The organism is Hansschlegelia plantiphila (assembly GCF_027922265.1).
Taxonomy (GTDB): Bacteria; Pseudomonadota; Alphaproteobacteria; order Rhizobiales; family Methylopilaceae; genus Methylopila; species Methylopila plantiphila.
In genome coordinates, this window is sequence record NZ_BSFI01000008.1 from 77,052 (window position 1) to 96,548 (window position 19,497).

The following is a 19,497-nucleotide window of genomic DNA, read 5'->3' on the forward strand; positions in this document are numbered from 1 at the left end:
ATGGACGCGGCCGCGCGGAGCTGGGCTTCAGCGCGGGAGGAGCGTCGCAAAGCGATGAATGGCGATGTCACAGGTTCGCATGGCCCGGCGCTATATTCCACTGGCGACGACGGTCATGCCGGTCTGCGCTCGTGCAAGCGCGTCAGCCCTCGGCGTCGTCGACCTCGGCGGTGGCCGCCGGCAGCCAGATCGTGAAGGTCGATCCAAGGCCGGCAGCGCTTTCGACGGTGATCGCGCCGCCGTAGCGCGCCATCAGCGTGTAGCTGATCGACAGGCCGAGCCCGGTGCCGCCATGGGTGCGGGTGGTGAAGAAGGGGTCGAAGATCTTCTTGAGCTGATCCGCCGGAATGCCGACGCCGGTGTCCGCCACCTCGATCGCGACGCCGGCGACGGCGTCCCGCTCGCGGTCTGCGGTCCGCAGGGCGAGCGCGCCGCCTTCCGGCATCGCGTGGACCGCGTTGACGACGAGGTTGATCACGACCTGCTGCAGCTCGGTGCGGCTGACGGCGACCATGCGGGCGGCGCGGTCGTCGATCGAGACCGCCACGTCGGCGCGGTCGAGCAGATGCCGGACCAGCACGAGGCTGTCGGACAGCACGCCGCCCGGCGCGATCGCCTCCATATAGCCGGCGTATTCCTCCGGCCGCGCGAACTGCAGCAGCCGGGTCACGATCATGTTGATGCGGTGCACCTGCGCGTCGATCAGCGCGAACTCGATGCGCACCTCGTCGGCGGCGTCTCCCAGCACCTCGCGCGCGACCTCCAGATTGCCCTGGATGACGGCGATCGGGTTGTTGATCTCGTGCGCGACGCCGGCCGTGATCTCGCCGATCGAGGCGAGCTTCTCCGACATCACGAGCTGCCGCCGGGTCTCCTCGAGCTGGCGGGTGCGCTCCTCGACGCGGGCGTCGAGCTCGCGCGTCCAGGCGCGAAGCTCGCGGTCCCGGTGCTGCATGCCGTCGAGCAGCCCGTCGAAATGGCGCGCCAGCCGGCCGATCTCGTCGTCGGCCGCGACCGCGCCGGTGCGCGCGCCGAGATCGCCGGCGTCGACCGCGGCGATCGTGCGGTCCATCCGCTCAAGCGGCCCGAAGATCGCGCGCGCCCAGCGCAGCAGCAGCGGCACGGTGGCGGCCGCCGCGATCGCGAAGGCCGCGAGCACCGCCCCGACCATGGTGAGCCGCGTCGTGCGGAACGGGCGCTCGAGGAATCCGACATAGAGCATCCCGACGCGCTTGCCGCCGCTGTCGACGATCGGCTCGTAGGCCGAGATGTAGCGGTCGTTCACGACGAAGGCGCTGTCGAGCCATGTCCGGCCGGCGCCGAGCACCGCGTCGCGCACCTCCTTCGACACCCGGGTGCCAAGCGCGCGGCGATCTCCGAACAGGCGGACGTTCGTCGCGATGCGGACGTCGTCGAGGAACAGGGTCGCCGTCCCCTGCCCTCCCGCGGGCGGTTCGGCGTGCGCGTAGATCAGCTCGTTGATCGTGTCGACGAAACCGAGATTGCCGTTGAGCAGCGAGCCGCCGACCAGGGCCCCCTCGCCTTCGTCGGCGAGCGAGACCGGCGTCGCCGAATGCACCACGAGGCCGCGCGTTTCGACCGAGCGGTCGGTCGCCGCGGCGGCGGCGGTCGGCACCAGTTCGATGCGAGACCGCCGCTCGAGCTCGGGCGATAGCCTGCGAAGCTCCTCGGGCGAGAACACGTCGATGGCGGTCAGAGGCTCGCCGCGAAGCGCGGCCTCCACCACCTTGCGCTCGTGCGGGTTGACCGGCGTCGCCCCGGCGGGCGAGGCCGCCGCGATCCGGCCGCCGGGCTCGGCGAGATAGAGGAAGTCGAGGCCCATCTCCACCCGTCTGCGATCGAGCAGCGCCTGCGTCGCGCTCGCATCGGGCCCTCGGCGGGCCCGCTCGAAATCGGCGGACTGGCCGAGCGCGCGAAGCTGGTCGCCGTTCTGCTCCATGATGCGGCGGAGATACTGGCGGGCGATGATGAGATCGTCGTTCGCCTTCGAGATCAGCAGCGTGTCGAACTGCGCGAGCCACCAGAACAGCGCGATGCCGAGCACCACCGGCAACACCACCACCATCGGCAGCAGCGCGATCGCGAGCAGCCGCGTCCGCACCGAGCCGAGGCGGCCGGCGCGCGGCGCGGGCTGCTCAGACATTCCAGTCCGCGCATTTGCGGTCGAGCGTCTTGCGCGAGACGCCGAGCCGGCGGGCGGCCTCGGCGCGGTTGCCGCCGGCCGCCGCCAGCACCCGCAGCATGTGGCGCTTCTCGATGTCGGCGAGGCTGTCTGTGCGCGCCTCCCCGACCGCGTCGGCGTCGGCCTCCGCGAAGCCGCCGAGGATCAGCGCGCGCTCGATCGTGTTGCGCAGCTCGCGCGCGTTTCCCGGCCAGGGATAGGCCTCCAGCCGGCGCAGGGAGTCGGCGCCGATCGGCAGCGGCGGCACGCCGAGCTGGGCGGAAATCTGCTCCATGAACATATGCGCGAGCGGACCGACGTCCTCCGGGCGGTCGCGCAGCGGCGGCAGATGGATGCGGAACACGTCGAGCCGGTAATAGAGATCGGCGCGGAAGCGACCAACAGCGACCTCGCCGGCGAGGTCGCTGTTGGTCGCCGCGATCAGGCGGACGTCGACCGGGATCTCCCGGTCCGCGCCGACGGGCCGCACCTTCTTGTCCTCCAGAACCCTGAGCAGCTTGGATTGCAGCGACGGCGGCAGCTCGGCGATCTCGTCGAGGAACAGCGTGCCGCCCTGGGCATAGAAGAACAGGCCTTCGCGCGACGACGCCGCGCCGGTGAAGGCGCCCTTCACATGGCCGAACAGCTCGCTTTCGATGATCTCGGCCGCGATCGCCGCGCAGTTCACCGGCACGAACGGCTTGTCGGCCCGCGGCGAAAGCTCGTGCAGGGCGCGCGCGGTCACCTCCTTGCCGGCCCCGGACTCGCCCGTGATCAGCGCGGTCGTCGGAAGGGCCGCGGCGCGCGCCACCATCTCGCGGATGCGGGCGATCTGGGGCGAGGCGCCGATCAGCCGCTCCCCGGCGTCGCCCTGGGGGCTCGCGCCCAGCGCGCGCTTCAGCACGAAGTTCTCCCGGCGCAGCGCCGCGCGGTCGAGGCAGCGCGCGATCGCGTTCAGGATCTGCTTGGTGCGGAACGGCTTCAGCACGAAGTCGGCGGCGCCGGCGCGCAGCGCCTCGATCGCGGTCTCGAGGTCCGCGAAGGCCGTGATCAGGATCACCTCGTTGAAGAAGCCGTCGCGTCTCAGCTCCTGCAGCCATTCGAGGCCGGTGCGGCCGCTCATGACGTTGTCGAGGATCACGAGGTCGAAATGCTGGGCGTCCATCAGACGCGCCGCGGCGACGGTGTCGCCCACCGCCTCGACCCGCAGGCAGCGCGGCCCGAGGGTGCGGACGAGGAAGTTCCGCATGCCCGGCTCGTCGTCGACGACCAGGACGGTCGCCTGCGGCAGCCACGGGTCCGGAGGCCCGTCGCCGCCTTCGGTTCTTGCAACCCGCTCGCTCATCGATCCGCCGCTGGGGGGGGCCCGTGGATGCGGCCCGTCACGGCGTGATTAGAGCATAGCTTGGGTGAAGGCGAAGCCGGCCCGCCGGAGGACATGGCGGGCCGGCTCGATTTGGCGTCGGCGCGGTCAGTGCAGCAGGATCACCGCCTTCTGCAGGGTGATGAGCACGCCGATCGCGAGCGGCACGCCGACCGCGGCCCAGGCCGCGAACACCACCGCGGGCGAAACCGCCGAGGTCGCGCCAGCCGGCGTGACGGAGGCGTTCGGGGCGACCGCCGTCACGCGGGCGCCGCCGACATCCGCCTTCTCCTCGGCCATGTGGTGGCGCGCGGCGACAGGCCGGACCAGAAGGTTGCAGATCAGACCGACCACCAGGAGCCCGGCGAGGATGTACATGGTCTGATTGTACGCCTCCGCGTTCGGCAGTCCGGCGGCGAGCTGGTGTTCGCGCAGGTAGTTCACCAGAACCGGGCCGAGGATGCCGGCGGTCGCCCAGGCGGTCAGCAGCCGGCCGTGGATCGCCCCCACCATCCGGGTCCCGAACATGTCGGCGAGATAGGCCGGCACCGTCGCGAAGCCGCCGCCATACATCGAGATGATGACGCAGAAGGCGAGCACGAACAGCAGCACGTTGTGCGCTTCGGCGAGCGTAGGGACCGAGGCGTAGAGCACGAAGCCGAGCACGAAGAAGATCGCGAAGGTGACCTTGCGGCCGAGCGTGTCGGAGGACGACGCCCAGAGGAAGCGGCCGCCGATGTTGCAGAGGCTGAGCAGGCCGGTGAAGCCGGCGGCGATGGCGGCGATCTGCGCCTTCTGCCCGGCGTCGAGCGCGCCGAAAGCGGCGTCGACGCCGATCAGCCGGCCGCCGAACACCTCCTGCAGCATCGGGGACGCCATGCCGATGACGCCGATTCCGGCGGAGACGTTGAGGCAGAGCGCGGCCCAGATCAGCCAGAACTGCGGGGTGCGCCAGGCGACCTCGAGGGCGACGTCCTTCGACGACACCATCGCATTCTTGGTGGTGGCGGGCGCCGTCCAGCCTTCCGGCTTCCAGCCCTCGCGCGGCACGCGGTAGCCGAGCGCGCCGCCGACCATGAACACGAAGTAGATGACCGCCATCGTGACGAAGGTCTGCCAGACGCCGACCGACGTCGGCGAGGCGTAGTAGCGCATCAGCCAGTCGGCGAGCGGAGCGCCGATCATGGCGCCGCCGCCGAAGCCCATGATGGCCATGCCGGTCGCCATGCCGCGCCGGTCGGGGAACCATTTGATGAGCGTCGACACCGGCGAGATGTAGCCGAGGCCGAGACCGACGCCGCCGATGACGCCCGAGCCAAGCCACAGCATCCAGAGCTGGTGAAGGTAAACGCCGAGCGCCGAGATCAGCAGGCCGCCGCACCAGCAGGCCGCGGACACGAGGCCCGCCTTGCGCGGACCCGCGCGCTCCAGCCAGCCGCCCCAGAGCGCCGCCGAACAGCCGAGCAGCACGAAGAACAGCGTGTACATCCAGCCGAGCTGGCTGATCTTCCAGTCGCAGCCGGTGGCGACCAGCGAGCCGAAGAAGCCGAGATCCGCCGGGCAGGCGACCGGCTGCGTGATTCCCACCGCGCGCGACAGCGGCAGCCAGAACACGCTGAAGCCGTAGGCCATGCCGATGCACAGATGAATGGCCAGCGCCGCCGGGGGCACGAGCCACCGGTTGAAGGCGGGCCCTGCCACGGTGCGCTCTCGACTGAAGAAATCGGGCGCGTCCGACACGGTGATCGACATCGTTCCTCCTGGGGTTCTTATCGCCGACGAAGGCGGTCTGCGCCGCCCTCCTGCGCCCCCTGGAGCAATGCCCGCGCCATCGGCGTTTACGCTGAAGATTCAATGAAATGATAGGAAATCTCACTCACGCGATGGACAAAATGTCCATTTAGGCTCGCCGCGTGTCGGCGACCTTCGGACAAAATGACCGGCCGCCGGTCGAACGCCGGGCCGCCCGCATCCCGATCGACGCCACGGTCGGCGACGCCAGCACGCGCCCGCCTATCACTTGAACGCGCCTGCTTTTTCAGCTTGATCAAGCCGGTGACGGGCTGTTGATTGGGCCGGCCGTGAATGCGTCGCGGTTCGAAAGCACGGAGAACCGGAATGAAAGCGTCGCTTCGCCTCGGGGGCCTGATGGCCGGACTGACCCTACTTCCCTCGGCTGCGATGGCGCATCCCGGCCATGGCGAAGCCAGCGGTTTCCTGGCGGGCGTGGCGCATCCGATCGGCGGTCTCGACCACGTGCTGGCGATGGTGATGGTCGGCCTGTTCGCCTACCAGCTCGGTGGACGCGCGCTCTGGCTGGTCCCGGCGACCTTCGTGCTCGTCATGGCGCTCGGCGGCGCGCTCGGGGCCGCGGGCGTGGCTGTTCCGTTCGTCGAGGTCGGGATCGCGCTGTCGATCATCGTGCTCGGCGCGGTCGTGGCGCTCGGCGTGAAGGCGCCGGTCGCGGCCGCCATGGGTCTCGTCGGCCTGTTCGCGATCTTCCACGGCCATGCGCACGGCGCCGAGATGCCGGACAGCGCGGCCGGTCTCGCCTATGCCGGCGGCTTCATGCTCGCGACCGCGCTCCTGCACGCCGGCGGCGTCGGGGTGGGCGCCCTTGTCGGCCGCATCGGAGACTCCCGCGGCCCGCTGCTCATGCGCACCGCCGGAGGCCTCGCAGCGATCGCGGGCGCCGGAATTCTCACCGGACTGCTTTGAGGCTCGCAGCCCTCACCAGGCGTAGCTGAGCCCCGCGATCACCGTGCGGCGGTCGCCGCGATAGCAGTAGCCGGACTGGCAGGCGACCGTCTTCTTGTCGAACAGATTGCGCGCGTCGACCCTGAGCTTCAGTCCCTTCAGGCGGGGGTCGAACCGGTCCATCTCGAGCTTGAGCCCGGAATCGACGAACGCCGCCGCCTTGTTCCTGAAGGTGTTTTCGTCGTCGCCGAAGCTTCGGCCGTTGTACCGAAGCCCTGCGCCGACGGTGAGCCCTTCGAGCGCTGCGCCGGGGCGGAAGACGTAGTCCGCCCAAAGCGCTGCGGAATTTCTCGGGATCCCCGACGGCGCTTTGCCGTCCGTGCCGGCCTCGCCCTTCACGATCTCCAGGTTGAGATGCGTGTAGGAGGCGGTGAAGGACAGACCGTTGTCCAGGCTTCCCGTCGCCTCCAGCTCGAAGCCGCGGGAGCGCATTTCGCCGGTTTGGATCTGGCGGTTTTCGTTGTCCGGGTCAGTCCTCAGGACGTTCTGCTGTGTGATGTCGAACACAGCCCCGGTGATGAGCGCGTTGTAGCCGGGCGGCGCGTATTTCACGCCCGCTTCATACTGCTCGCCGGTCGTCGGGACGAACGGCTTGCCGGTGTCGGCATCGGTTCCGAGCGTCGGGGTGAACGACGTCGAATAGCTGACATAGGGCGAGATTCCATACGGCCCGACATAGGTCAGGCCGGCGCGGCCGGTGAGCTTGTGATCGGTCTGGGCGGGCGACGTGTCTCCGGTCGCCCTGTTCGTGGTCAGCGTCCGCGCCCAGTCGTTCCGCAGGCCAAGCGTCGCGATGAACGGCCCGAGCTTGATCTGGTCCTGCAGGTAGACGCCGATCTGCCGCTGCCTCTGGCGGGTGTTGTCGTCGCTGAAGTCGTCCGGCGCCGGGATGTGCTGGTCGCCATAGTTCAGCGTGGTCAGGTCGAGGTCGGGCGCGACCCCGTACGCCGATTTGTCGGTGCCGTTGGCGTACTGGACGTCGACGCCTGCGAGCAGCGTGTGGGCGAACGGCCCGGTGGTCACGTTGGCCTGGACCTGATTGTCGAGCGCGAGCGTGTTGATGTGGTCGATGATCAGGCCGGCGCTGCGCGTCGCCGAGGTCGCGCCGGGGGTGATCGCGCCCTCGTCGATGTCGACATACTCCGCCCGGGCGTCGATGTGCGCGTAACGGAAGTTCTGCCGAAACGTCACGTTGTCGGTGAATTTGTGCTCGAACGCATAGCCGAGGCGGTACTGGTTCTGGATGAAGTCGTTGAACGCCGGGTCGCCGCTGTAATAGTTGGTGATGCGTCGCTTGCCGTCGGGCGTCTCGTCCATATAGTAGGACGTGTTTCCGCCGGTCTTGATGTGCGAATACTCGGCGAGCAGGGTGAAGGTGGTGTCGTCGTTCGGCTTCCAGGTGAAGGCGGGCGCGATATAGACCTTGTCGTCTTTCATCCCCATGAGCTGGGTGTCGCTGTTGCGGGCGAAGCCGGTCAGGCGATAGGCGAACTCATCGGAGCCGTTGACCGGGCCGCCGACGTCGAACTCGACCTGATAGCGGTCGCGGTTGCCGATTTCGGCCCCGACTTCGCCGATTGGCGTGAAGGTCGGCCGCTTGGTGGTCAGGTCGATTATCCCTCCCGGCGAGCCGCCGCCATAGAGCGCGGAAGCGGGCCCCTTCAGGATCGAGACGCCCTCGAGGCCGTAGGTCTCCGTCTTGAAGATCGAGAAATTGCCGTTCTGCTCGCGCAACCCGTCGCGGTAGACGCCGGTATAGGTCGCGTCGAAGCCGCGCACATAGAAGCTGTCGAAGCGCGGGTCGAAGCCGGACGTCCCGACGCGGACGCCGGAGGAGTACAGCACCGCGTCGTTCAGTGTCTGGACATGCCGGTCGTCGAGCTGCTGGCGGGTGATGGTCGAGATCGACTGCGGGATCTCGGTCAGCGGCGTGTCGGTCTTCGAACCGACGGCGCTGCTCTTGGCCACATAGCCGTCCGCCGTGATCGGGCCGGCGGCGGCGCCGGTCCCCTGCACCTCGATCGGAGCAAGCTCGACTGCGGCGCCGCTCGACGCTGACTGGCCGTGGGCCGGACCGACGGCGCCGATGGCCGCGGAGAAGAGAAATAACCGCAAGCGCCCTCGTCCGCCGCAAGCGAAGCTTGCGCGACTACAAATAAAAGGCATCTCAAGATCCCCGAACGTACTCTTCGGCGGATAATGATTTATTCAAGGCATGTCAAATAACGGTGAAGATGTATCTTTTAAGTTTTCTATTTAAAAAGAATGAGGCGAACCCCGCATCGGGCTGCCGCGGTTTTCGGTCGACGGCCGATTCCGATCGTGCGGTAAGACCGGCCGTGGCGCGGCGTTACGAAAAAGGGGGCGGCGCACGGGAGCGGGCCTCTTCCCGGACTGTCGCGCCGTACGACTATTGGATCACGCCGTCCCGCCCCTATTATCTCGGGGCCATCCCACCCCGAGGTCATCGCCACTTGACGCCAGCCCAAACCCCCGCGACCGCACCGCCGCCTCCCATCGCGATCGCGCTGCATGGCGTGAGGAAGGCGATGCCGTTGAGGGGCGGGGGACGGCTCGAAGTGCTGCGCGACATCCAGCTCGCCGTGCGCCATGGGCAGATCCATGCGCTGCTCGGGCCGTCGGGCTGCGGCAAGTCGACCTTGCTCAACATCGTCGCCGGCCTGCTGCCGCTCGATTCCGGGCGTCTCGAAATCGACGGCGTCGACAGCGCGGCCTTCAGGGACTGGGCCGCCATCGGCTACATGTTTCAGGACGACCGCCTGCTGCCGTGGCGCACGGTTCAGCGCAACGTCGAGCTCGCGCTGGAGAACCAGCCTCTGTCGCGCGACGAGCGCCGCACGCGCGCCGCAGAGATCATCGGGCTGGTCGGCCTGACGCCGTTCGCCCAGTCGTTTCCGAACGAGCTTTCCGGCGGCATGCGCGCCCGCGTCGCGCTCGCCCGCTCGCTGGTGCGGCGCCCCCGCATCCTGCTGATGGACGAGCCGTTCTCGCGGCTCGACGCGCAGACGCGCGGGCAGATGCACGCCGAGCTGGTGCGGCTGCGCGAACTGTTCGATATGACGGTGCTGTTCGTCACCCACGACATCGACGAGGCGGCGGTGCTCGCCGACACCGTCACGGTGCTCGCCCCGCGGCCCGGCCGCGTGGTCGAAACCTTCGCCCTTGACGGCGCCGCTCCGCGCGACGCGACGTCGCCGGGGGCGACCGCCACCATCAGAACCCTGAGAGACGCGCTCGGCGGCCAGCCGGCTTCCGCCCGCGGCGACGCGCTAATGGAGACCACCGCATGAGAACCGGCCTTCTCGGCGCCCTGCTCGCGGCGGCGCTCGGCGCGTCCGTCGCCCCCGCCGCCGCGGACGACGCGCCGCTGCGCATCGGCTACTGGACCAGCGGCTACAGCCTCGGCTTCGGGGCGGTGCTGGAGGAGAACAAGTTCCTCGAGAAGGCCGGGCTCAAGGTCGAGTTCCGCCGCTTCGGAGAGGTCGGCGCGCCCGCGCAGGCCGTGCTCCAGGGCAATATCGACGTCGCCTTCGCGGCGCCGGCCGCCGCCGCCTTCAATCTCGGCCAGCAGGGCGCCCCCGTCCGCGTGATCCTCGCGACGCAGGTGCTCGAGGGCCAGATCGTGGTGAAGGCCAACGGCCCGATCACCTCGATCGACGGCCTCAAGGGCAAGAAGATCGGCATGTCGCGTCCGGGCAGCTCGACGCATGCGCTCGCGACCACGCTGCTCAAGAACAATTACGGGCTGCAGTCCGGCGACTACGAGGTCGTGCCCGGCAACGAGGGTCAGCTCATCGGCCTGCTGCAGCGCGGCGACATCGACGCCGCGGCGGTGCGCAACGTCACGGTCGCCCAGGTGCCGGCGGGCGAGCTCCGCACGCTGGTCAACGTCGTCGACGACTGGAAGAAGCTGACCAAGGGCGAGGCCCCGCCGATCCTCGGCGTCGCGCTGACGACCGCCGACGTCGTGGCGAAGCGGGGGCCGGAGCTCGCCGCGTTCGTCAAGGCGACGCAGGAAGCCGTCGCCTACGGCAAGGCGCAGCCCGACGCGGTGGCGAACACGCTGGTCAGCGTCGCGAACCTCAACGAGAAGGACGCCAAGGCCTACGCCGCGCTCTGGAGCCAGATCTACGTGGCGTCGCTGACGGAGGCCGACATCAAGGGCATGAAGGACGAGAACAAGACCTTCGTCGACGCCGGCGCCGCGAACGGCGTGGCCCCGGACGACATCTACGCGCCGGGACCGTTCCAGGCCGCCGGCAAGAACTGATCGACAGGGCATGGCGGAAATTTCAACCGAACGACCGCCGCCTGCGCCGCGCAACGAGCGCGGCGTCTCGCCGAGCCTGCTTCGCGCGCTGCTCGCCATCACCGTGCTTGGCGTCTGGTGGATCGCGGCGCGCGGGCTGCCGCCGTACATCCTGCCGGGACCGGAGGTGGTCGCGCAGGCGATCCTCAAGCTGGCGAAGACCCAGACCTTCCTCAACGACATGGGCGCCACGCTCGGCCGGGTGGTGGCGGGCTTCGCCTTCGCGCTCGTGATCGGAACGCCGCTCGGGCTGCTGTTCGGGTCAAACCAGAGCGTCGGCGCGTTCTTCGAGCCGATCCTGCCGGTGCTGAACACCGTGTCCTCGGCGATCTGGGCGATCTTCGCCATGCTGTGGTTCGGGCTGTCGAACGCGGCGACGATCTTCGTGGTGTTCATGACGGCGATGCCGCTCATCATCACCAATGTCTGGACCGGCACGCGCAACGTCGACCCGAACCTCGTCGAGGTCGCGCTGTCGCTGCGCTTCGGGCGGCTCCGGACCTTCGCGTCGATCTACCTGCCGTCGATCCTGCCCTATCTGTTCTCCGGCGCGCGGCTCGCCTTCGGCTTCGGCTGGCGGGTGAGCCTCGTCGCCGAGACGCTTGGCGCCTCGAGCGGCGTCGGCTACCGGCTGCGGCAGGCGGCCGACCTGTTCCAGGCCGACCAGGTGTTCGCGTGGACGATCATCATGGTCGCCATGATGATCGCGCTCGAGGCGGGCCTGCTCCGTCCGCTGGAGCGCCGCCTGTTCCGCTGGCAAAAGGCGCGGTCGGTCTGACCGCCGCCCAAGAACCGGCCGACAAGAAAACGACCAAGGAGACGATGACGTGAAAGCAGCAATCGTTCGTGCGCATGGCGGCCCGGAGGCGCTCGAGGTCGTCGGCGACTGGCCGAAGCCGGAGATCGGCCCGGGCGACGTGCTGCTGCGCGTGAAGGCCTGCTCGCTGAACTACCACGACGTCTTCACCCGCCGCGGCATGCCGGGCATCAAGCTCGCGCTGCCCGTCGTGCCGGGCCTCGACCTCGCGGGCGAAGTCGTCGAGATCGGCCCCGATGTCTCGGGGGTCTCGATCGGCGACCGCGTGCTGGTCGACCCCCTCAACCGCGTCGAGGGCGGCCTGATGGGCGAGACCACGGACGGCGGCCTGCAGGAGTTCGCGCGCGTCCGCGCCCATCAGCTCGTGCCGATCCCCGACAAGGTCTCGTTCGAGCAGGCGGCGTCGCTGCCCGTCGCCTACGGCACGGCGCAGCGCATGCTGTTCACCAACGGCCATGTGAAGGCCGGCGAGACTGTGCTCGTGCTCGGCGCGAGCGGCGGCGTCGGCACCGGCGCGGTGCTGCTCGCCAAGCACGCCGGCGCCCGTGTCGTCGCCTGCGGCGGCAGCGACGCCAAGCTGAAGCGGCTGACCGAGATCGGCGCCGACGAGGTGATCGACTACACCCGCGTCGACTTCGCCAAGGAGGTGTTCGCGCGTTTCGGCAAGCCGCACCGCCGGACCTTCGACGGCGGCGTCGACGTCGTCGTCAACTTCACCGGCGGCGACACCTGGGTGCCGTCGCTGCGCGCGCTAAAGCGCGGCGGCCGGCTGCTCACCTGCGGCGCGACGGCAGGCTTCGACCCGACCGAGGACCTGCGCTTCATCTGGACCTTCGAACTCAAGATTCTGGGCTCGAACAGCTGGGCGCGCGAGGACCTCGTGCACCTGATGAAGCTGATCTCGGACGGCGACCTGAAGCCCGTGATCGACACCGTGCTGCCGCTCGACAAGGCGGCCGAGGCTGTGCGGCTGATCGAGGATCGCGAGGCGATCGGCAAGGTGATCGTCGTCCCATGATCTCGAACGCAGGCGCGCTCGGCTGGGACGTCGACGAGGCCCGGGTCGCAATGGTCGATCTGCGGGGCCCTGAACCGCTCGACGTCACCTATGGCGACCTGAAGCGGCGCTCCCAGGCCGTCGCGCGCGGGCTCGTCGCCCGTGGCGTCAGGCCGGGCGAGCGGGTTGCGCTCGCGGCGTTCAACCGCGCCGACTTTCCCGCCGTGCTGCTCGGGACGCTGCTCGCCGGCGCGATCGCGGCCCCTCTCAACGTCAAACTGCCGGCGAAGACGCTGTCCGAGGTGATCGCCGCGAGCGGGGCGAGGCTCGCCTTCGTGGAGACCGCCTTCGCCGGCGCGATCCCGGCGGGCGTAGAGGTGATCGACTTCGACCGGGGGTTCGAGGATTTCCTCGACTTCGGCGATTTCGAGCCTGTCGCGGTCGCGCCGGACGCGATCTCGATGCAGCCCTACACCTCCGGTTCGACCGGCGCGCCGAAGGGCGTGCTGCTGACGCATGGCGGCCAGATCTGGGCCGCCGGAACGCTCGTCGAAGCCCGCAGGCTCCGGGCTGACGACCGGGCGATCCTGGCTGCGCCGATGTACCACAAGAACGCGATCGTCGCGCTGAAGACGGCGCTGGTCTCGGGGTCCGCGATGATCGTCATGCCGCGCTTCGAGGCCGGCGCCTACGCCCGCGCGATCGCGGATCACGGCGTCACCATGCTAACCGGCGTGCCGACCATGATGCGGCTGCTGCTCGACCATCCCGAGCTCCCGGACGCCGCGACCCGCGCGAAGGTCCGGGTGGTGTCGATGGGATCGTCGCCTGCATCCGAGCGGCTGCTGGGCGACCTCGCGAGCGCGTTCCCGAACGCGGAGATCCACCTCAACTACGGCACGACCGAGGGCGGGCCGATCATGTTCGGCTGGTATCATCCGGACGGGCGGCCGCAGCCGAACCACAGCATCGGCTACCCGATCGAGGGCTGCGAATGGCGGCTTGAGGGCGGCGCGACGGCGGATGAAGGCGAGCTCTGGGTGAAGAACCCCGGCGTCGCCAAGGGCTACCAGAACCGGCCGGAGGCCGCCGCCGAGCGCTTCATCGACGGCTGGTACCGCACCGGAGACCGTCTGCGGCGAGACGCCGAGGGCTGGTTCTATTTCGTCTCGCGCATCGACGACATGATGGTGACCGGCGGCGAGAACGTGTTTCCGCAGGAGGTCGAGGGCCTGCTGGAGCGCCACCCCGCCGTGCGGCAGGCGGCGGTCATCGCCGTCCCCAACGAGACCAAGGGCGAGGTGCCCGTGGCCTTCGTCGTGTTGCGGCCGGGGCCAGCGCCGGACGAAGCCGCGCTCAAGGCCTACGCCATCGCGAACGGCCCGGCCTACGCCCACCCGCGCCGCGTGCTGTTCGTCGACAGCCTGCCCCTCAACGGGGCCAACAAGATCGACAAGTCCGCGCTCAAGGAGCTCTTCTCCAAGGAGACGACGCCGCGATGACCGACGCCCTTCCGACGGACCGCGAGACGCTCGACGCCCGCATCAGGCGCGCGCCCTATCACCAGTGGCTCGGGCTCTCGATCGTAGAGGTGGGAGACGGCGAGATCGTCATCGAGCTGCCGTGGCGCGAGGAGTTCGTGGTCAACCCCGAGGGCGGCTACGCCCATGGCGGAATACTCGCCACGCTGGTCGACCTCACCGCCGACTGGGCGATCGCGACCAGGCTCGGCCGGCCGTTCCCGACCATCGACCTGCGGGTCGACTATCACCGTGCGGCGACCAAGGGGCTGCTGCGCGCCCGCGGCAAGATCATCAAGCTCGGCTCGAGCTTCTCGACGGCGGAAGCCTCGGTCGAGGACGAAGCCGGCAGGCTGCTCGCCAGCGGCCGCGGAACCTACGCGACGTCGACGAAGTAGGGACGACCAAACCGTCATGCCCGCTTTTGCGGGCATCCACGACTTGGGTGGCGCCTGCAGATCCCAAGAAGTCGTGGATACCCGGCTCCTTCGGGCATGACGGCCTGTTCTACAGCCACGGCAGCGCGTCGCGGTCCTCGACGAAGGCCCAAAAACCCTCTCCGAGTTCTGCAGGGAACGCGACCAGCGCCGCGCCGTCGATGATCCGCACGGCGAGGCCGGCCTCGCTCAGCAGCCGGATCGTCGCCGCACGGTCGGCCACCCGCAGGCCATAGGCCGCGATCCATGGCGGCTCGGGCGTCTCGCCGCCGAACAGGGCCGCGGCGGTCGTTCGCCCCACGATCCTGACGTGGCCCCGCGACAGTTCGACATGGAGGCTGTCCGCCCCCGCGCGTTCCGCCGGGCGCCCCAGGAAGCGCCCGAAGCGGCCCGCGGCCTCTTCGGGGTCCGGGCTCACCACGACGACGCCCAGCAGCTCCAGAGCGCCGTTGGGGTGGGTCAGCCAGCGCTCCTGCCAGACCTCGCGCTCGGTGTGGTGGGTGAGCGCCTGGATGCGGCCCTCCGCCATCGCGCCGCGCTCGACGCGGGCGACGGTGAAGCGCGCCTCGGAGGGCCCCTCCTCCGTGTCCACCGGCCGGCGCATGAAGACCAGCGGTCGGGTGGGAAACCCGGCCTCCGCCAGCCCGGCATGGAACGACGCGGCGTCGGCCACCGCGAACGCCGCGAGGTGCAGCCCGGCCCGCCTGTCCACCGCCGCTTCGAGCTCGCGCCCGAGCGGCGTGTCGGCGACCTTGGCGAGCGCCTCGATATAGCCTTGGCCGAGCATGGCGCAGACGTTTCCCGTGCCGGTCGGCTCCAGCGCGCCGCCCTCGCCCGTCGGCGCGACCTGCGCGGAGAACGGCGTCGGGGCGAAGCCCGCGGCGCGCAGCGCACGCTCCGCCGCGGCGATGTCGGCCACGAAATGCCCGACATGGTCGAGAAAGATCTCCGACGCTTCCGGAAGCTGCCGTGTCGCCATCGCCGTTCAAGCTCCTGCGAATGCTGACCGGGACGTCAGGCGACGTTGCGGATCGACAGGCTGTGGGACGACAGGTCGACCGTCGCCGTCAGCGGCAGATGATCGGAGGCGATGCGGGCGAGCGGCGTGTTGTGGACCGCAAGGTCCTGCACCAGCCCGCGCGGCCAGCCGAGGATCCGATCGAGCGGGAAGATCGGTCGGCGCGACGGGAAGCTCGGCAGCGGACGGGCCTCGCCGAACAGCGGCTCGAAGGCGCTCAGCGACGAGCGGCGCCGTCGGCGCCACTCGTTGAGATCGCCGAGCAGGATCGTGCGCATCGGCGTCATCCAGGTGAAGGCCGCGATCAGCGCATTGGCCTGGCTGATGCGCGACCGGCGCAGCAGACCGAAATGCGCGGCGATCACCCGGAACGGGCCTTCGCCCAGATCGAGCTCAGCGATGATAGCGCCGCGCGGCTCGACGCCGGGAAGCTGAATGCGAAGCCTGCGATAGGAGACCGGCTCTCGCGCGACCAGCAGCGCGTTGCCATGCCAGCCGTGACCGTCCGGCGCGTCGGACTGCGCGAGCAGATGCAGGCCCGCCTCGCGCCGCACCACGTCCGGGTCAAGGAGACCGATCCGCTTGCCGAAACGGTGGTCGACCTCCTGGAGGGCGACGAGGTCGGCCCCGATCTCGCCGAGCACCCCGGCGATGCGGTCGGGCCGAACGCGGCCGTCGGTGCCCTTGCACTTGTGGATGTTGTAGGACGCGACCTTCAACGGGCTGCCTTGATCCTTAGAGATAGGGCGAAAGAAGACGCACGGTGGCGTCCCTCATCTTGGTGACGAACAGCCGCCCGTCGACATCGGCAAGCGTGACGCGATCGACGCATTTGCCGTCGATCAGTCCGGAGAGCCTCGCCGAAAGGTCGCGGTCATAGAGCTCGACAGTCAATTCGAAATTCAGCCGCAGGCTCCGGGCGTCCCAGTTCGCGCTGCCGATCAGGCTGAATTCGTCGTCGACGGTCATGAGCTTCGAATGGTCGAACGGCGGCGGCGAGCGCCAGAGGCTGCATCCCGCCTCCAGCAGCGGCCGGATGTGGGCCTCCGCGGCCCAGGCGACCATCCGGTGGTTGTTTTTCGCCGGCATGACGAGCCGTACCTCGACGCCGCGCCAGGCTGCGAGCTGGAGCGCCGTGATGAGCTGCTCCTCCGGCAGGAAATACGGCGTCGCGATCCGGATGGAGCGCTTGGCGGAGGCGATCGCCGACATCAGCACCAGAGCGAGCTGATCGACCGCCTGATCGGGGCCGGACGGAATCGCCCGCGCCAACGCCGCAGCGGGGGCGATGCGCGGCGGGGGCGCGTCGTCCGGATCCTCGCCGGTCGCGAACGCCCAGTCGTCGTCGAAGCCGTCGGCGATCTGGCCGACCACGTTGCCGATGACCCGGAAATGCGTGTCGCGCACGGGCGAGCCGGTCGGACGCGCCAGCACGTTCTCGGCTGCGATGTTCAGGCCGCCGACGAAGGCGAACTCGCCGTCGATGATCAGCGCCTTCTTGTGCAGCCGGAGATCGAGCAGAGGCATCTTCCACGGCCAGATCGAGTGCAGGAAGCGGGCGGCGGGCACGCCTTCCGACCGAAGCCTGCGATAGGCGCGGGACAGGAAGAATCCGCCGCCCATCCCATCGATCAGCACGCGCACCGCGACGCCCCTGCGATGCGCCGCGCTCAGCGCCTCGATGAACTGAAGTCCGGGCGCGTCGGTGCGGAAGATGAAGGTCGAGAGCGCGACGCTCTTTTTCGCTTCGCCGATCGCCGCGATCATCCGCGGATAGGCCTCGTCGCCGGACTGCAGCACCATGTCGACCGCGCCGTCCTCGAGCTGGAGGCCGGTGATGGCGCCGACGGCGGCCTGCAGCTGGTCGCGCGACTTCGTCGGCCTGGCGCCGCGGCGGGCGCCGCCGGCCTGCTTGAGCCCACGCAGGCGGCGCGCCTTGCGATGGACGCGATTGATGCCGAACGCGAAATAGAGCAGAGCGCCGAAAACGGGCGACAGCCATGTGACGCCGATCCAGCCGATCGCGGCCCGGACGTCGCGTTTGTTCAGCAGCGCGTGGATGGTCGCGACCGACGCGACGATCACATGAAGGAGGGTGAAGGCCAGCCCCTGGGCCGCAGGAAGATCCAGATGGATGGCGTCGATCTCCTGAACGGCGGTCGCGCGGGATCGCGAAACTCGGCGCCCGACCGTGCCCTGACCGGCCGGGTCGCGACAAGCCCCGATGGCACCGGCGCGCAGAGCCGATCCGCCCCCCGCGGAGTGGCGCCGCGGGCCAAACCTCTCCAATTCTGCGTCGCAGGGCTGCGCCGTCTCGCCGACGGACCGTCTCGACATTCCTCAGCGCGGCGCGACCTGCGCCGTCTCTCAGAAAGGCGTTTCCCATGGAAATCGTGAAGCTCGGCCGCACCGGCCTCGACGTCTCGCGCATCATCCTCGGCTGCATGACCTATGGCGTCCCCGACCGCGGCGACCATCCCTGGTCGCTCGACGAGGAGGCGAGCAGGCCGTTCTTCCGCCAGGCGCTGGAGCTCGGGATCAACACCTTCGACACAGCGAACCGCTATTCGGACGGCACGTCGGAGGAGATCGTCGGGCGCGCGCTCAAGGAGCTCGCCTCGCGCGAGGAGGTGGTGATCGCCACCAAGGTCTATTTCCCGATGCGCAAGGGGCCGAACGGCGGCGGCCTGTCACGCAAGGCGATTCTCGCCTCGATCGACGCCAGCCTGAAGCGGCTCGGCACCGACTATGTCGACCTCTACCAGATCCACCGCTGGGACTATGGCACGCCGATCGAGGAGACGCTCGAGGCGCTGCACGACGTCGTGAAGGCCGGCAAGGCCCGCTACATCGGCGCGTCCTCGATGTTCGCGTGGCAGTTCGCCCAGGCGCTCTATGTCTCCCGGCTGAACGGCTGGACCGAATTCGTGAGCATGCAGAACCAGCTCAACCTGCTCTACCGCGAGGAGGAGCGCGAGATGCTGCCGCTCTGCGAGGACCAGGGCGTCGCCGTGCTGCCCTGGAGTCCGCTCGCCCGCGGGCGCCTCACGCGCGACCCGGACGAGGGCAGCGCCCGGCAGGAGAGCGACGCCTATGGCAAGAGGCTGTTCGCCGCGACCGAGCAGGCCGACGCCAAGGTGATCGCGGCGGTCGCCGAGGTCGCGAAGGCGCGCGGCGTTCCCCGCGCGCAGGTCGCGCTCGCCTGGGTGCTGGCGAAGGACGTGGTGACGGCGCCGATCATCGGCGCGTCGAAGCCGCACCATCTCGACGACGCGGTCGCGGCGCTGGCGCTCGAGCTGACGCCGGACGAGATCGCGACGCTTGAGGCGCCTTACGCGCCCCACGCCGTGGCCGGGTTCGAATGAACGGCTGAGGTCAGCTCGCCGTCCCGCCCGCAGGATCCTCGTCGTCCGGCAGCGTCCCGGCGCCGGGGGTCGCTTCCTCGTTGGTGAGATCCGGCCTGGCGTGAGGGCCCTCCGGCCGCTCGTCGTGCTGCGAGTCGGGCTTGTCGTCCGTCTCGCCCTCCTGTCCCCGATGCGGCGGCGTCTTCGGGTCCTGTCCTGACGGATTCATCGCGCTCGACTCCCTGCTTCGAACAGAAAAGCCGGACGGGCGCTGAAGTTCCGAGAGTCGGGCCGTTCTTCGCGACGCCGGCTGTCAGCCGGCGCCGCGCGGCGTTGTCTTCGGGCCGGTTATGACCCGGCCTTCGGCGCGACCCAGTGCGCGTAGACGGCCGTCAGCTGGTTCGAGCTCTCGCGACGGACGTCCGCCGTGCTCGTGGCGCGGCCGGCGACGGCGTAGTGCATCGCGCCGACGGAGCCGGGGCTGTAGGCGGCGGCGCCGTCCGCTCGGGTGACCTGCAGGCTTGCGGGCCGGCTATCGACGGTCGAGAGGGAGACGACGCCGTCCTGCGCGAAGGCGCTGACGGTGGATGCGGCGATCGCGGCGCTGATCGCGAAACTCTTCAAGACGTTCGACATGGTGCTGCTCTCACTGGCTGGCGGCGGGGACCTCCGTCGCCTCTGAGAGCAATGTCGTCTGCGGCCTATGATTATTCAAATCGATTGTGTGCATTG

The 19,497-nt window shown here is 69.4% G+C and carries 17 protein-coding genes; 8 read left to right on the top strand and 9 right to left on the bottom strand.

Annotation, left to right across the window (positions count from 1 at the left end):
- Positions 1-142: 142 nt before the first annotated feature.
- The 3 genes from PKE75_RS10170 to PKE75_RS10180 all read right to left on the bottom strand — a co-directional run bounded on the left by PKE75_RS10170 (position 143) and on the right by PKE75_RS10180 (position 5,297).
- Complete coding sequence (locus PKE75_RS10170) at positions 143-2,164, bottom strand: sensor histidine kinase (protein ID WP_271168621.1); 2,022 nt, start codon at positions 2,162-2,164, stop codon at positions 143-145.
- A complete protein-coding gene (locus tag PKE75_RS10175) occupies positions 2,157-3,527 on the bottom strand; it encodes a sigma-54-dependent transcriptional regulator (protein ID WP_271168622.1) in 1,371 nt (456 codons plus the stop codon). Before PKE75_RS10175 ends, PKE75_RS10170 begins: the two co-directional genes overlap by 8 nt.
- Positions 3,528-3,653: 126 nt before the next feature.
- Positions 3,654-5,297, bottom strand: coding sequence for an OFA family MFS transporter (locus PKE75_RS10180; protein ID WP_271168623.1), 1,644 nt, complete (start codon positions 5,295-5,297; stop codon positions 3,654-3,656).
- Between the two features lie 366 nt (positions 5,298-5,663).
- Between PKE75_RS10180 and PKE75_RS10185 the strand changes: the two genes are divergently transcribed.
- Positions 5,664-6,263 (top strand): HupE/UreJ family protein, encoded by a 600-nt coding sequence (locus tag PKE75_RS10185; RefSeq protein ID WP_271168624.1) that lies wholly within the window; start codon positions 5,664-5,666, stop codon positions 6,261-6,263.
- A 12-nt stretch (positions 6,264-6,275) separates the two neighbouring features.
- On the opposite strand, the gene PKE75_RS10190 is transcribed toward PKE75_RS10185, so the two are convergent.
- Positions 6,276-8,417, bottom strand: a complete 2,142-nt coding sequence (locus PKE75_RS10190) for a TonB-dependent siderophore receptor (protein ID WP_271168625.1) — start codon at positions 8,415-8,417, stop codon at positions 6,276-6,278.
- A gap of 359 nt (positions 8,418-8,776) precedes the next feature.
- On the opposite strand from PKE75_RS10190, the gene PKE75_RS10195 reads away from it, so the two are divergent.
- The 6 genes from PKE75_RS10195 to PKE75_RS10220 are packed head-to-tail and all read left to right on the top strand — an operon-like array spanning position 8,777 to position 14,364.
- Entirely contained in the window at positions 8,777-9,613 is an 837-nt protein-coding gene (locus tag PKE75_RS10195; RefSeq protein WP_271168626.1) for an ABC transporter ATP-binding protein, read from the top strand.
- Complete coding sequence (locus tag PKE75_RS10200) at positions 9,610-10,593, top strand: ABC transporter substrate-binding protein (RefSeq protein ID WP_271168627.1); 984 nt, start codon at positions 9,610-9,612, stop codon at positions 10,591-10,593. The genes PKE75_RS10195 and PKE75_RS10200 overlap by 4 nt, the downstream gene beginning before the upstream one ends.
- Positions 10,594-10,603: 10 nt before the next feature.
- Positions 10,604-11,410 carry an ABC transporter permease gene (locus PKE75_RS10205; protein ID WP_271168628.1) on the top strand — a complete coding sequence of 269 codons (807 nt, stop codon included), beginning with the start codon at positions 10,604-10,606 and terminating at the stop codon, positions 11,408-11,410.
- A 49-nt stretch (positions 11,411-11,459) separates the two neighbouring features.
- Positions 11,460-12,467: a zinc-binding dehydrogenase gene (locus PKE75_RS10210; protein WP_271168629.1), complete on the top strand. Its 1,008-nt coding sequence runs from the start codon at positions 11,460-11,462 to the stop codon at positions 12,465-12,467.
- Positions 12,464-13,948: a class I adenylate-forming enzyme family protein gene (locus tag PKE75_RS10215; RefSeq protein ID WP_271168630.1), complete on the top strand. Its 1,485-nt coding sequence runs from the start codon at positions 12,464-12,466 to the stop codon at positions 13,946-13,948. Before PKE75_RS10210 ends, PKE75_RS10215 begins: the two co-directional genes overlap by 4 nt.
- On the top strand, positions 13,945-14,364 hold the full coding sequence (locus tag PKE75_RS10220) for a PaaI family thioesterase (RefSeq protein WP_271168631.1): 420 nt from the start codon (positions 13,945-13,947) through the stop codon (positions 14,362-14,364). Before PKE75_RS10215 ends, PKE75_RS10220 begins: the two co-directional genes overlap by 4 nt.
- A gap of 109 nt (positions 14,365-14,473) precedes the next feature.
- Here PKE75_RS10220 and PKE75_RS10225 read toward each other — a convergent pair whose 3' ends face one another.
- From PKE75_RS10225 to PKE75_RS10235, 3 genes are read right to left on the bottom strand one after another with little or no spacing between them, the layout of a single operon-like run.
- Complete coding sequence (locus tag PKE75_RS10225; RefSeq protein ID WP_271168632.1) at positions 14,474-15,382, bottom strand: VOC family protein; 909 nt, start codon at positions 15,380-15,382, stop codon at positions 14,474-14,476.
- Positions 15,383-15,417: 35 nt separating this feature from the next.
- Positions 15,418-16,140 carry an endonuclease/exonuclease/phosphatase family protein gene (locus PKE75_RS10230; RefSeq protein WP_271168633.1) on the bottom strand — a complete coding sequence of 241 codons (723 nt, stop codon included), beginning with the start codon at positions 16,138-16,140 and terminating at the stop codon, positions 15,418-15,420.
- A gap of 16 nt (positions 16,141-16,156) precedes the next feature.
- Positions 16,157-17,506, bottom strand: coding sequence for a phospholipase D-like domain-containing protein (locus PKE75_RS10235; RefSeq protein ID WP_271168634.1), 1,350 nt, complete (start codon positions 17,504-17,506; stop codon positions 16,157-16,159).
- Between the two features lie 299 nt (positions 17,507-17,805).
- Here PKE75_RS10235 and PKE75_RS10240 point away from each other — a divergent pair, with 299 nt between their 5' ends.
- Entirely contained in the window at positions 17,806-18,786 is a 981-nt protein-coding gene (locus tag PKE75_RS10240) for an aldo/keto reductase (protein ID WP_271168635.1), read from the top strand.
- Between the two features lie 10 nt (positions 18,787-18,796).
- On the opposite strand, the gene PKE75_RS10245 is transcribed toward PKE75_RS10240, so the two are convergent.
- Both PKE75_RS10245 and PKE75_RS10250 read right to left on the bottom strand, forming a co-directional pair.
- Positions 18,797-18,994, bottom strand: a complete 198-nt coding sequence (locus tag PKE75_RS10245) for a hypothetical protein (RefSeq protein WP_271168636.1) — start codon at positions 18,992-18,994, stop codon at positions 18,797-18,799.
- 119 nt (positions 18,995-19,113) lie between these two features.
- Entirely contained in the window at positions 19,114-19,401 is a 288-nt protein-coding gene (locus tag PKE75_RS10250; protein ID WP_271168637.1) for a hypothetical protein, read from the bottom strand.
- Positions 19,402-19,497: the final 96 nt, after the last annotated feature.